Below are 13,311 nucleotides of genomic sequence, written 5' to 3' on the forward strand. Positions count from 1 at the left end.
TGGAATATATTCCTGTAGCTGTATATTATTTACTACGAAATAGATACAGTTAATAAAATACAGAAGGAGTTAAATAGATTGGATCCGTTCACTGAAACTAATAATATGAAGTATTCAAATTTCGAAGGAGTTATGGATGAAAGACAGGAAACAAACCTTATAGAATTTGTTGGAGAGAAAAAGAAGGATTATTACTTAAAGAAGTGGCAGAAGGATAATAGTTTTAATTGGGCTGCTTTTTTCTTAACGCTCTTATGGCTTGGTTATCGAAAGATGTACACACCCATTTTTCTTGTCTTAGCTGCTTTTTTTGCCATCGATATCATTTTTCTTGTAATGGAAATCGAAGGAACACTTATCAATCGATCTCTAGGCGCTGCTCTTTCTGGCTGGCTAGGCATCGGAGGTAACCTTCTGTATAAAAAGCATGCGCAAAAACAAATTAACATGATCGAGCAAAGTTCAATCAGCGATAAAGAAAAGATCCATGAAATTCGCAAACGCGGTGGAACTAGTAAAATGGGTGCTTTTCTAGCATTATTAATGATATTGGCTTATGTTGCACTCGTTTTGCTTATTTATAGCTTTTAACAATAAAAAAGAGAGATCCTATTTTGTAACAGGTTCTCTTTTGGAGGAGAAAATTGTAATTTACAAGCCAATTTGCAGATGAATTACCATTATAAGTGGATATGTAAATGACAAAAATAACGACCAGATTTTTGTCTGGTCCGTTTGGCCTTATTCAATTAGCACTCAAATAGTTGACTAAGAATTTTTTGCTGCATAAGGTGAATAGAAATTTTAATTAGGCTATGATTCTCGTTTTCTTGTTGAAACAAGTGTTTTAACAGCAAGTCCAGCGATATAAGATAAGATTGTATAAATAACTACCCACATCAAGAATGATGTATTGAACACTGTATAAGTAGTAATTAAAGAAAAAATTAATAATGCCCCTGGGATTAAATAAACATTTCGAGAAATTAAATAACCCAGTCCACCTAACATAATTGAAAGTAATGGGAAAGCGTAGATTACTAATCCTACCAAATACACATAGTCACACCTCTTAAATACCAAAATTTTTTTAAAACAATCCCAATCCATCTTGCTCGTGCTTAGGCGTTAATCCTTATTTAATCAACGCATCAGATTGTGTAACAAATCCTTATAACAGTATTTCTAAAAATTTCAATTTTATCGTTTATTTATTCCTAAATTGTTGCTCGTTTTTGGTTAATAGGTAAGAGAACAATAACCCTACTAATAAAAATAGAGTTGTAATTATGAATGTTGCAGTTCCAGGATTTTCATTTACGGTTTTCCACAATGGTTTCCCTCCGTCCCAACTTGTAACTCCTTCTAATGCAAGTCCTTCCGTTTCGTAAAACATAGCCCAGATATGATATATCTTTGCACTGGTGAAACCAAGCACCACTCCTACTGTACCACCAATAAAATATTTTATTTCTTTCTTCAATTTAAATCCTCCAAAAGAAAAGATTTGTATAAATAGATAACGTTTTAGATTCCCCCGTATGTATAGATGAGTAAGGGAATAGCAATCCCCTTATGCTCCAATCGTACCCGATTGTTGTATGAACGATTCTGCTATTAGTTATCAATCCTCCATTGACTCTTGCAATGTATTTAATAAAAATTCACCAAAGCTTCCTGCTTCAACTTCAAAATTTTGTTCTTCAATCGGTAATCCACTAATATAAGAAACAACCTCAGCATTATCATCATTATGATTCTGTACTTTGGAACAATCTAAACAAAAATACACGCCATCATACCCTGTGAAGTAAAAGCAAACTAAGTGATTTGGTAAGCCTTCCTCTTGTCTAAAGTGTTTTGTAATCCAGGTCATACTGGGAACTCCATTTTCTTCAATTCCCAAACCGTAAATTTCTTCTCCAAAAATATCTCCAAGACCATACTTCTCCAAAAAAAGTCTATAACTTATCGGGAAATTTACATTTAATGCTGCTTCAGCAGAATTAATCATTTGTTCTTTAATTTCACCAATAAAATCTGCATCATCTGGATGATCCTCGATTATTTCAAATGCTTTATTGATTAACATTTATTTCTCTACCCCCATTAATCTTTTCAATTAAACTGTCTTTTTACTTATAATAGAAACTGCACTTCTCCTCCTTGGAGAAACGCATCGAACATACCCTTTATTTAAATACCAATTTTTATTTATTTTGCTCCATCCAATAACGTAGATATTTAAATCACTTTATTCAATAAAAAAGAGCACTTCTCCTTCTTGAAGAAATGCACCAAATCGTAATATAAGGTTAGCCAGAATTCAGGTTGACCTTTTTTTGAATAAAGAAAACTATTTATAGAGTCTCACTATAGAAAAATTCTCTCATTAATTTCTTTTTAAAATAAATCTTGGAGGAGGTCCATTTTCCTGTTCTGCTTCAAAATAGGCAAGTTTTCCTGGAATACAAGAGACAATAGAAGGCATTCATTTGTTAAAGTTATGTGCTTTGAATTTCAGTTTTTATAACTAGACATTTTTTACATATATAATAGAAAATGTTCATCTCACCGATTTGAAAATCGACTACTGAAATAAGATTAGGGTCACCAAGGTCTTGAGTAATTGTAGCAATGTACATCATTTCACTGTTACATTTCGTGCACTCTAAATCTTTAGGAAGTTCCTCATACAAAGGCGCGCCTAACAATCTACATACATATTCAGAACCAAATAAATCAAATGCAGTATCATAATTTTCTTCATTTATTGGAACATCTTCATCTTTCATTTCAAATAATTTTACATAGGTCTCTGGAAGTGGTACAGGTAGTTGATCCTCTTCATCTTGAGTCCAATCTTCAGTACTGTCTTGATTCAATACTTTTATAGTTCTCCCCTCATTACTTAATTGGAAATATTGAGGCTTCCATACCATTGCACAGTTTAGGCAAGAAACTAATGGTAACTTACTAATTCCACACGCTTTTAATTCTGAAAGCTTTGGATCTTTCAAATCAAAACAAAATATTTGGTGCATTCTCTTTCCGCACAGTTTACAAACAGGTACTTCACAATATTGGCCACCAATATTATGTTTATAATCGTCGACTTCTTCAATTACTCTATATCCTTTTATGCCTCTCCAATGTTCTCCATAAGGTCTATGTTTCATAAACATCCTCGCTTATTTAAGTTTGCTTCCAATCTATTAAATTCTTTATTTTATACAAGGTATCCTTCTTCAACAATTCTGCACGTTTTCTCAATAAGTTTCGTAATAATGGCGTCAACGCACCCGATTGTTAAGGATTTATATTTCAGATTGTAAGGAATTGATAGCCTCCTGAAATACTTCAATGACATCCTCGTCGTTTTCTAATTTACTCCTAGTAATTAATTCATCTATGACGCTTTTATTCCCAATAGATTCTAAAGCCACGACAGAATTAACTCGAATATCTTCGACAGGGTCGTTTAATGTTTTCAACAACATTGGGATTAAACTTTCATCAGGAAAATCAATCGCAAGTAATGTACACCAATACCTTCTCCCGTCTAGTTTACTTAAAAGTTCGTCTTTCATATATGGGATTACTTGTGAGATGTCGTAAGAAACAAGTATCGACCGTGTAATCTCATATACACCCCAACCATCGTATGCTCCTAATGAATATAACAATGGTTTTAAAAAGATTATCCCAGGTGGGTTTTCATATAGATAATCAATTACTTTTCTATACTCATTAACTATTTCTTCTGTAAGTTCTTCATCATCTGGCATTGGCGAGTATTTATTTAATATTCTAAGTGCTTTATCTTGGTTCACTTTGTAGTCTCCCGTTTATTTGCTTGTTCAACAATCCTGCTCGTTTGTGGAATATGGGATGCACGTTTTTAACCTTATTATATATTCGAAGCTTTTTAATCTCTTTCGCTAAAAGTGCCACGTTAATTGACAAGTGAATTGGTATACGAATTGAGTGCTAAACATAGAGCCTTGTGTACCAAAAAAAAACGCAACGAATTACGTTGCGATTTATAATGCTAATTACTTATGCAATTTAGCTTGTTTTTTCTCGTTTACTCCCTCAAAAGAGAACCCTTTACTATTTTGTGGTTATCTCTTTCCTCATCTATGAGAAAATTCTTTCCTTTTTGTTTATAATTTGGTTAAGGTGAGTTTTTAATAGGGTAGCTTTTTCCACAATTCCCTTTTCAAACTCCTCGATCGTAGTTTGATCACCCTTGCTTTTGATTGGCTCTATATTGATAATTTCCTCAAGTTGCATACGAGAAACATCACACTCTTGATCTTCACTCATTTTTTTCATAAAAATAAATGTATCCATGTCTCGATAATTTAATTCGATTTCAATCGCAAGTTGGTCATTAGTGTATAAGAAGGTTGTCTTCCAACTCCCATCTGTATCGATCGGTTCAGAAAATCCATAATCATGTATTAAATAGTTAAAACTTTCTTCCGTAATAGATGAGAATAAATTCATGGTAACACCTCCACTATAATTAGCATTTTCAAATTAAACTGTATTGTAAGGAATTCCTTACAGTTTACACGTTTTCTTTACATAAAGATATCACTTATTACTTTCTCCCTCATTCAGTTCAGTCCTCTTTTTATCTGATGAATTATCTTGTATTTGTTTGGGGTCTGACCCCAAACAAAAACATAACCTTATAATTTGTCCACTTCAGAAGGACAATACAAAAATCCCCAAAAACCATGTTTATACACAGAGTTTTTGGGGGATTTAGTTCTAAAGGACTATTAATTTCAAGGGATTATACTAATAGCTTCCTTTGTATTTAACGCATTTTTATATTCTGCTTTAAGGTCATCTACTACTTCCTGGATGGTAGAAATTTTCTTCACACTGCCTACACCTTGTCCCGCTGACCAAATGTCTTTCCAAGCTTTAGCTTTGGATTCAGAGAAAGAAAGGTCGATAGAATCTTTTTTCATCAAGTTTTCTACATCAAATCCCGCTTTTTGGAGGGATGGAAGCAGGTAGTTTCCTTTTATTCCACTAATCGCGTCTGTATAAACAAGATCCTCTAGAGTAGATTCAATCAACATCTGTCGGTAATCTTCACTCGCTGAAGATTCTTGAGTCGCTATAAAGCGCGTTCCCATGTATACGAGATCAGCTCCAAGAATCTTGGCAGCAAGTATTTCTTCACCTGTAGAAATCGCCCCAGCTAGAATCGTCATCCCATCCCAGAATTCTTTTACTGCTTTTAAGAAAGCAAATGGATTTAACGTTCCACCATGGCCACCTGCCCCACTGCACACGAGTATTAAACCATCAATGCCCGTCTTAGCAGCCTTACGCGCGTGATCAAGCGAGATAACGTCAGAGAATACGAGACCACCGTACCCGTGAACGATTTTAGCCACATCGCTTGGATTACCAAGCGAAGTAATCACCACTGGCGGCTCATATTTTTTTATTAGCTCTACATCTTCTTCAAACCGTTTATTCGTTCGGTGAACGATTAAGTTAACACCCCATGGAGCTATTTTTGCAGAAGGATCTTCTTCTCTTGCTTTACTTAGCTCTTCTGAGATATGTTTCATCCAATTTTCTAAAAGATCGGAGGTGCGTGCATTCAATAATGGAAACGTTCCTATAATTCCATTATTGCAGCTTTCAATCACCATATCAGGACTCGATACAAGAAACATTGGAGCGTTAATCACAGGTAAACTGAGTTGATTCGACAAATTCATTGGCAATTTGTTAGACAATTTATTCATCCTTTCAGCAGCTAAAATTAGTTTAATGAGAATTTATTAAGAATAATTTCAACACAACCTGCATCATTCCTCTAAAAAAGTTTTATAGGGGTAAATTGAGATTTCCATATATTACATTTTTGTTACAGTCATTTTCTGACAACATTTTCTATTTAGCTTGTTTATAATCAATTTTAGTTAGGGAATATGACCTAATTATCCTTCAGACAAGGGCAAACATTTTCGAAAGAAGTGGGCGCAAAGCCACGGGTCTAAAGCTTAACTTATAAAGCTATGATCGCCGGGTTACCTGGACATCATATACTTTCTGGAGGGATTCTTAGTGGAAAATACGTTTAAGCTGGATCACGAGTGGATTGAATTGATTAAAGAAGCGAGAGATCAAGGTTTTACTAAAGAAGAAATTATTCGTTTTTTACAAAATCCCCAATTAGCTTTAGAAAAATATCAATTGCAAGGAAATTAATTCATTGAAATAGTAAGCAAGTCACAGAATTTATTTACTTACCTCATACAGAAAGATATAATAAAGGCAAATTATTTCTTAAATGGGGATTGCAAATGATGATTGGTGAGCGAGTAAAAAAATACCGTACCGAAAAAGGCCTCTCCATTACAGCATTGGCCGATAAAGCAGGGGTAGCAAAATCGTATATAAGTGCCCTAGAACGAAATATTCAACAAAACCCTTCTATACAACTTCTCGAGAAGATTGCGGATGTATTGAATATTTCTGTAGATCACTTAATTAAAGCTGAAGTTGACACAAAAAACCTAGATCAGGAATGGGCTGAATTAGTGAAAGAAGCCATGGGTTCTGGTGTAAGCAAAGAGCAGTTTAAAGAGTTTCTCGAATTTAACAAATGGAAAAACAAACAAAACTAACCACCTGATGAAATCAGGTGGTTTTTACGTATTTTTTTCCTTTGCGGGTGTCTTCGTGGAATGTACATAATGAGGGTAATGTATTTGTGTGGGGTCAGACCCCACACAAATGTTTAATGTTAATTGAATTAGGGTACGGGAAAAGGGTGTCTACTATTTTTGTCTATGGAGGATTATAAATGAAGCAGTCGCCAAATGAACTAATGGAATCTCAAAAAAGTATAGATGTTAACGGTTCTTCTTTTCATTGGGACACAGCAAAAGGTATTTTTCAATTTGAAGGTCAAGATGTAATGCTGTTTTGGATTGATTCAGCATTCAAGGTGTTCCTAGATTCCATCGAAGAGATCACAGGAGAAGGAACTGCCGATCTTGTTTTTGAAACAGCTGGATATCGGACAGGGTTAATCGTTAGTGATTTTTACATAAGAACAATCGGAAATATTGAAATTTCCGCTGAATCATTACCTACCATTTATGCATCAGCTGGTTGGGGAAAAACATACATAGAGCTTGATGTAAAAAAGAAAGAAGCGATCATTACGATTACGAACAGCTGGGAAACGAAAGTTAAAAAAGCGCAGAACAGCGAACGCATGGGGCGATTCTTACCTGGCCATTGGGCTGGAGTTTTCACAGGACTCTTTCAAACCAACATGTGGTATGAGGTCCTAGAAAACGAAGCCGATCCTAACACACTAAAATTAGCCATCTCGGAATCACATATAACACCAAATGATAACATCCGTGATCTTGTTCAAAGGGATGAACAGCATGAAATTATGAAGCTAGAAGCTATGGTTGAAGACCGAACAAGAGAGTTAACCGATTTGATTAGGGAGATTTCCTCTCCTATTATTCCGGTAACCGATCATATTGTGGTTATTCCCTTAATCGGTAAATACAATGAGCTCCGTTCTAAAGATATGTTAGAGCATACTCTGACTTCACTGCCTCAACACAAAGCAAAATTTGTTATCTTAGATCTAACCGGTATTAAGTCTATTGATTCTGAAATGGTGGATATGTTGAACAAGCTTGTTTCCTCTTCTCGGTTGTTTGGAATGGAAACGTTATTGGTCGGCATCTCACCTGAATTAAGTATAGAAATCACGAAGCACCAGTATTCACTTGGAGATAGTACATATTTTAGAAATCTGAAGCACGCCATCCACTTTGCCTTTGCAAAGGAAGGGATGCTCATACAAGAACCTACGAAGTAATAAAATCCACGCTGCGGTTGCAGCGTGGATTTTTGTTTTGTATAAGTGCTTACTTTCCTCCGTGTGTTTCTGGAAAGAACAAATTGAAGGAATTTGTAATTGTATGGGGTCAGACCCCCATTTCTATTAAACCCCATCATTCGTCTAAGCAACTTGTCTGCCTTTACATATGATATACAGAAACCGAAACCAGTTGGAAGTCGGTATCAATTTGTGAGGTGAAACGATTAATGTGTTACAAGTGTGGAAACTACGACCACTGCAAACATGAGAAGCATGAAAAAGTTGAAAAGTGTTACAAGAAAGTAGAATGGGTTTGTGAAGAATCTTCTTCTTCATCCTCTTCATCTTCTTCTTCCTCTTCTTCATCTTCTAGCTACGAAGTGTTGAAGTGCAAAAAGTTCAAAAAAGCTAAGAAAAAGCAACATCATTGCTGTTGCGATCCTTGGGCAAGAATCTTGTTCTAGGACAGAAAAAAGGAGTCCACCATCGGACTCCTTTTTCTTTATTATAGACGCTTTGTTCCTAAGTAACGTGGTTTCCAGTAGGTATTGCTCATATCTGAAATGGTCACGCCTGTTGAAGAACCAGCGTGAATAAATTTTCCGTTTCCGATATAAATGCCCATATGCGAAGCTCCAGAATCTGTCGTTGAAAAGAACACGAGATCTCCCACACCTTGAGTGGATACACGATACCCCGTTTGGTTCCACATGTCTTTCACCGTACGCGGCAGAACGATATTGTGTGAGTTTTTAAAAACATAGTTGATGTAACCTGAACAGTCAAATCCAGCTGTTGTTGTGCCGCCCCATTTATATGGCGTACCTTGAAAACGTTTTGCATAATCAACTAGATAGGCATTGTTAACATTATAGACTCCTAGTTTGTTAAACGTATTTCGACCTGCAATCCCGTCTGCCGTCAATCCTTTGGCACGTTGAAAGCTCATTACTGCACTCTTTGTATAAGAACCGAAATATGTAGTTGCCGAACCGCTATATGTAAAGTAACCTTTATCTCGCAATATTGTTTGAAGTGTTCTCACGTCTGAATGTGTCATTGTCGGACGAAGTGTCTGATCTCCAATATTCGCAAACGCCTGTAGCGGCGACAATAATAAACTAGCACCTAAAACTGATGTAACTATCCATTTTTTCATTATTTATCCCAAACTCCTTTAATTTTCCAAGTAATCTATTATTATCCTACAATAAATAATAGGACTTGTGTTTTACGCTTCCGTTACGGAAAATAGGAATTTGGTCTTCTTGTAAAACCTTGTCGAATTTAGTATTGTGCTAAAATAATTATATGTAATAAACGATTTTGTCCTCTAATAGCCGAAATCTCCAAATCCTTCTCGCTGTAAAATTTCTTCAACCCCGATGCTATGATCCTCTAAATATTGACTACCATACGTAGAAAAATGGTCAGTACAATTTGAGTTAATAACGGTAAACAAACTATAAAGAAAATCCCTGTCATCATTTGATGTAGATCCTGAACTGCCTATATGAATACACTTTTCCTTAATCTTTTCTTTACGCCCTTCTTCATCTATATAATAGTATTTATTATTAAATGTACCTTCTGGTTCTGGTAAAGCTGTTAGCCCGTACCCTTGATCATTTATTTTTATAACATTGTAGTCTCCCACTTTGTTTGGTTGAGGCTCATCTTCAATGTCGTAAATCACTGTCACTCCACCTACATAACCAGCTGGGATGAGGTAGTATTCGTTCGTTTTCTTTTCTAGTAATTCATGCATGTAAAGCGATAAATACAATGTAAGTACAGTAAATCCAACCATAAAGATACTTTTCACTATCATTGGTTTCCACTTAAAGTTTTGTTTTTTTACCTTTTGCCATTCTTCAGACAAGAAAAAGAGAGCAGCACAAATAATCGCAAAGAAAGAATATTCTTTTATGATAAAAAAAGACAATAATGCAAAGAGAATATGTAAAAAGCCTGACAACAAGAAATGAAATCTATCAACTTTTTTCGTTATCGCATCTATTAGAAAAGATACAGGTATGCCATACAAAAAGTTACCAGCTAGCGCAAGTAAAAAAACGATGATCAAAGCTAAAGAACCTTCAGCTGAACCAGATTCATATACTAGATATAAACCTAGTAACATGGGTAATAAATAGGATGCCAAAAGAGCGGACTTCATTTTTCTCATTAGATGCTTATTCATTTTCTACCCTCCTTGTGAATGTTTTCACATATATTCTATCACTTTGGTTGCGATATTGGAATATTCAGGATAAAAAAAGAAGCCTGCTCTATCAGCAGACTTCATCCAACAATCTCTCCAAGCGTTTCCGCAAAGTTTTCAGATTGTGCAACGGAACCAAACTGTCGCACTTTTTGTTTTGAGCCGTAAAATAGCAGCTCTCCTTCTTTTAGAATTAAAAAAGAAGTACATAATGTTTCGAGCTCTTGCGCGTCATGACTGGAATAGAGAATCGTCTTCCCTTCTCTCCCCAGCTGGCGCAGATCGTTTACAATCTCTTGTTTTGCCGATATATCAATTCCGACCGTTGGTTCATCTAAAATTAGAAGATCCGGATCATGCAACATCGCGATCAAGATGTTCAGCTTTCTCTGATTTCCACCAGACAGATGCTTCACTTTCTTATCAAGGTGCTCAGCCAGTCGCCACTCCTCGCAGCGTTGCATCCATCTTTCTTCTGACGATCCCTTCGCCAACTTCGCAAAAAATCGTAAATTTTCACGCGTTGTTAGCTCATGATAGACGGCGATTTCTTGAGGTACGTAACCGATTTTCTGGCGAATCTTCTTTTGTTCTTTCCTCACATCAAGCCCATCGATCTGAACCGATCCGCCAGATCCTTTCATAAGGGTTGCAAGGATTCTCAAAAGCGTTGATTTACCTGCACCGTTCGGGCCAACAACGCCGACGGTTTCTCCTTTTTCAATAAAGAAGTTCATTTCTTTTAATACTTCTTTTCTACCAAACTTCTTCTTCAAATTTTCTGCTGCAATCAAGCGTTGTCACCTGCCTTTATAGTTGAAAGTACATATAGAACGATGCTGAGACCCACAAAAACAAGGGGAATCACAAGAGTTTCTTGGTTTAACGATGACACGATCCAATATTGCGGTGTCCATTCTGCAGCACGTTGTAAAAAGCTTGATAGCTCATCACTCGGGAAGAAAGTTCCGCTTAAGAGCGATGTGCACAATACGACAAAAAGAGTGATCGCTTGCCATGTGCGGTTGCTGTGTACGAAATAAGCGAACAGAATAGAAAGCGCGTTTAGGAATAAGACGTAACCGATCAAACCGAAAATCGTAGCCACGTTCAACGTTAACTCATCTCGCCACCAGGCAAAACCAATCAATATGATGAGCATGACTAGCTGTAAAAGCAACACACCAAGTGCGTTTCCGAACCAGTAAGCTGAAAATCGGCCGGCAGCGTAAGGTACTCTTGAGCGCATGCCAGAATCACGGTCTTTGATCGGCCAGCTGTTATATAAAAAACTAATCAACATGAGAAGTACGAGCATTCCTGGAACATAGATTGAAGCGGCATCACCAGTATCTTTTACTGACGATTCTCTCGTTACCCCAACTTTATAGTCAACCGTCATAAGAGGCTTAGGCTCCCAATGTTTGTCGCTATACGCCCAAGCATCCTTCCAGACCGCAGCCTGCTCCTTTGCATCTAACTCCTCACTTTTTCCGTATGTTTTTAAAACCGTGTTTGCGCCGTACGAATTACTCGATAATCGCTTCACTTCACTTGCAAAAATCTCGCGCACTAACCCATGAGAAATCGAACCCGACGAGAGCCACATCGTAACAAGCCCATCTTCATCATTTTTCTGTATACTGTCCATAAATCCTTCAGGTATAAAGAAACCGATGGCGGCTTTTTGTGTCTCAATCTGATTTCGCGCATCATCTTCATTATGAACATTTACCGAGACCGCTGGATTTTTACTAACTCGTTCTATGACCGTTTTTGAGTATTCCGTTTCGTCCTCGTCTACGATTACAACTGGAATCTTGGTGACATCACTTGTTTTTTCTACCGACATGTCTAAAAAAACCAGCACGAGAACCGGAACGATGAGTCCCAGCCAACTCCACGGACTTTGAAGCAGTAGTTTTATACGTGTAATGGCAATTGTCCAGACCATGGCAACCTCTTCTTTATCGTGATAAGCAGCAAACTCACTGCCCAAATTGTGATTGAAAAACTAAGCAACAGTAGAACAGACATCCACGCTTCGTTCCCCACAAATAGCGTATCTATCAGTCCGCTGTGTGCCTGATGCACGATGTTTAATACACTTATGCTGCGCCACATTTCCGGAAGATAAGATAGCGGCAAAACGCTTCCGCTTGTAGCAATGAGTCCCACAGCAAGGATGATTCCCGCTCCCCACTTTGCTCCGTTACGAACAAAAAGTTCCTGACAAAGCGCGAAAAGGGATGCGATGCTTAAGCAGTATGCTAAAACCAATGATGTCGCTGTGATGCTCCATGTTTTGGTTAAAGCATAAAATAGAGCAGTCAAAACAACGCTTTGGATGACGAGCAGAAGGAAAACGGATAGTACATTGCTAAAAAAGAATACGCCAAATCTTACCCCTTGTAGACTTAGTCTTTCGCGCAGTGCGGTTTGTTCACTCCTTGCGGTCAAACTCATTCCAAACAGTCCACCAACGAGTAACAGAATCAACACACCTGATAAGCTGTAATAGTCGATCGTTGTTACTCCGCCTAACGTACTTAGTGTTTCCGTTTCGTAAATCTTATTTCGGTTCAGAGCTTGAAGCGTAAAGTCTGTGATGACCGTGTCGCGGTAAGCTCGGAATTCTTCGGAGCTTAAGTCCATTTTTCGTAAATAATGAAAAGCTGCGTTCGCTCCGCTTTGTGCAGAAGATATCAAGTTGGCGTTCGACACCATCACTTGCTGCAAGAGTTTTGCTTGAAAAGGGCGTTCAGGGTTACCGATCACCGTTACTGGGATATTTTTGCCCTTGCGTATCCCTTTAGTAAACCCATCCGGCACGATCACCATACCCGCTATCTCGTTGCTAGCCAGCTTTTCACTCGCGCTCTCAGCATCTGTTTTTTCAAAGGTTAATACATTTTTTAGTTCTTCTGAGTTTTCATACTGCTTCATGAGCAATTTGGTTTCAAAGGTGTTATCTTCATCTACGATCGCTACGGCAAAAGGCTCTACCCACTGCTTTTCTTCAAGAAGTGGTTTTAGCCCGAGATACGTGATTCCAAGTAACAAAATTGGAAACAGCATCATAGCAATCAGAGGAAAAGGCTGCTTAAGCCAGCATTTTACCGTTAGATGGGCAATGAGTAGCGTTTGCCTCATAGTGTCGTTCCTTTCGTTTAAAATTTGGTGATGGGTTGGG

The 13,311-nt window shown here is 37.2% G+C and carries 16 protein-coding genes and 1 riboswitch; of the genes, 4 read left to right on the plus strand and 12 right to left on the minus strand.

Annotated elements, in window-relative coordinates:
• The first annotated feature begins 78 nt into the window (after positions 1-78).
• Complete coding sequence (locus IHV11_RS13840) at positions 79-591, plus strand: DUF2628 domain-containing protein (RefSeq protein ID WP_197195191.1); 513 nt, start codon at positions 79-81, stop codon at positions 589-591.
• 222 nt (positions 592-813) lie between these two features.
• Here IHV11_RS13840 and IHV11_RS21520 read toward each other — a convergent pair whose 3' ends face one another.
• The 7 genes from IHV11_RS21520 to IHV11_RS13875 all read right to left on the minus strand — a co-directional run bounded on the left by IHV11_RS21520 (position 814) and on the right by IHV11_RS13875 (position 5,774).
• A complete protein-coding gene (locus tag IHV11_RS21520; RefSeq protein WP_370568680.1) occupies positions 814-1,110 on the minus strand; it encodes a DUF2651 family protein in 297 nt (98 codons plus the stop codon).
• A 97-nt stretch (positions 1,111-1,207) separates the two neighbouring features.
• Entirely contained in the window at positions 1,208-1,483 is a 276-nt protein-coding gene (locus tag IHV11_RS13850; protein ID WP_197195193.1) for a hypothetical protein, read from the minus strand.
• 141 nt (positions 1,484-1,624) lie between these two features.
• Positions 1,625-2,092: an SMI1/KNR4 family protein gene (locus tag IHV11_RS13855; protein WP_197195194.1), complete on the minus strand. Its 468-nt coding sequence runs from the start codon at positions 2,090-2,092 to the stop codon at positions 1,625-1,627.
• Between the two features lie 412 nt (positions 2,093-2,504).
• Positions 2,505-3,179: a hypothetical protein gene (locus IHV11_RS13860; RefSeq protein WP_197195195.1), complete on the minus strand. Its 675-nt coding sequence runs from the start codon at positions 3,177-3,179 to the stop codon at positions 2,505-2,507.
• Between the two features lie 138 nt (positions 3,180-3,317).
• Positions 3,318-3,833 (minus strand): HEAT repeat domain-containing protein, encoded by a 516-nt coding sequence (locus IHV11_RS13865; RefSeq protein ID WP_197195196.1) that lies wholly within the window; start codon positions 3,831-3,833, stop codon positions 3,318-3,320.
• A 307-nt stretch (positions 3,834-4,140) separates the two neighbouring features.
• Positions 4,141-4,512, minus strand: a complete 372-nt coding sequence (locus tag IHV11_RS13870) for a hypothetical protein (protein WP_197195197.1) — start codon at positions 4,510-4,512, stop codon at positions 4,141-4,143.
• 287 nt (positions 4,513-4,799) lie between these two features.
• Positions 4,800-5,774 carry an NAD(P)H-dependent flavin oxidoreductase gene (locus IHV11_RS13875; RefSeq protein WP_231620345.1) on the minus strand — a complete coding sequence of 325 codons (975 nt, stop codon included), beginning with the start codon at positions 5,772-5,774 and terminating at the stop codon, positions 4,800-4,802.
• A 210-nt stretch (positions 5,775-5,984) separates the two neighbouring features.
• Positions 5,985-6,076: riboswitch (cyclic di-GMP riboswitch) on the plus strand.
• A 29-nt stretch (positions 6,077-6,105) separates the two neighbouring features.
• Here IHV11_RS13875 and IHV11_RS13880 point away from each other — a divergent pair.
• The 3 genes from IHV11_RS13880 (at position 6,106) to IHV11_RS13890 (ending at position 7,891) form a co-directional block, all read left to right on the plus strand.
• Positions 6,106-6,249 carry an anti-repressor SinI family protein gene (locus tag IHV11_RS13880; protein ID WP_370568681.1) on the plus strand — a complete coding sequence of 48 codons (144 nt, stop codon included), beginning with the start codon at positions 6,106-6,108 and terminating at the stop codon, positions 6,247-6,249.
• 98 nt (positions 6,250-6,347) lie between these two features.
• The gene (locus IHV11_RS13885) at positions 6,348-6,668 is read left to right on the plus strand and encodes a helix-turn-helix domain-containing protein (RefSeq protein WP_144703208.1); all 321 of its coding nucleotides are present in this window, start codon (positions 6,348-6,350) and stop codon (positions 6,666-6,668) included.
• A 179-nt stretch (positions 6,669-6,847) separates the two neighbouring features.
• A complete protein-coding gene (locus IHV11_RS13890; RefSeq protein ID WP_197195199.1) occupies positions 6,848-7,891 on the plus strand; it encodes an STAS domain-containing protein in 1,044 nt (347 codons plus the stop codon).
• A gap of 508 nt (positions 7,892-8,399) precedes the next feature.
• Here the strand turns inward: IHV11_RS13890 and IHV11_RS13895 are convergent.
• The 5 genes from IHV11_RS13895 to IHV11_RS13915 form a co-directional block, all read right to left on the minus strand.
• Positions 8,400-9,053, minus strand: a complete 654-nt coding sequence (locus IHV11_RS13895; protein ID WP_197195200.1) for an NlpC/P60 family protein — start codon at positions 9,051-9,053, stop codon at positions 8,400-8,402.
• A gap of 174 nt (positions 9,054-9,227) precedes the next feature.
• Complete coding sequence (locus tag IHV11_RS13900; RefSeq protein WP_197195201.1) at positions 9,228-10,097, minus strand: DUF6843 domain-containing protein; 870 nt, start codon at positions 10,095-10,097, stop codon at positions 9,228-9,230.
• 101 nt (positions 10,098-10,198) lie between these two features.
• A complete protein-coding gene (locus tag IHV11_RS13905) occupies positions 10,199-10,912 on the minus strand; it encodes an ABC transporter ATP-binding protein (protein ID WP_197190076.1) in 714 nt (237 codons plus the stop codon).
• On the minus strand, positions 10,909-12,072 hold the full coding sequence (locus IHV11_RS13910; protein WP_197195202.1) for an ABC transporter permease: 1,164 nt from the start codon (positions 12,070-12,072) through the stop codon (positions 10,909-10,911). Before IHV11_RS13910 ends, IHV11_RS13905 begins: the two co-directional genes overlap by 4 nt.
• Positions 12,042-13,271 carry an ABC transporter permease gene (locus tag IHV11_RS13915; protein WP_197195203.1) on the minus strand — a complete coding sequence of 410 codons (1,230 nt, stop codon included), beginning with the start codon at positions 13,269-13,271 and terminating at the stop codon, positions 12,042-12,044. Before IHV11_RS13915 ends, IHV11_RS13910 begins: the two co-directional genes overlap by 31 nt.
• Positions 13,272-13,311: the final 40 nt, after the last annotated feature.

It is taken from the genome of Fictibacillus sp. 26RED30 (assembly GCF_015903845.1).
Taxonomy (GTDB): Bacteria; Bacillota; Bacilli; order Bacillales; family Fictibacillaceae; genus Fictibacillus; species Fictibacillus phosphorivorans.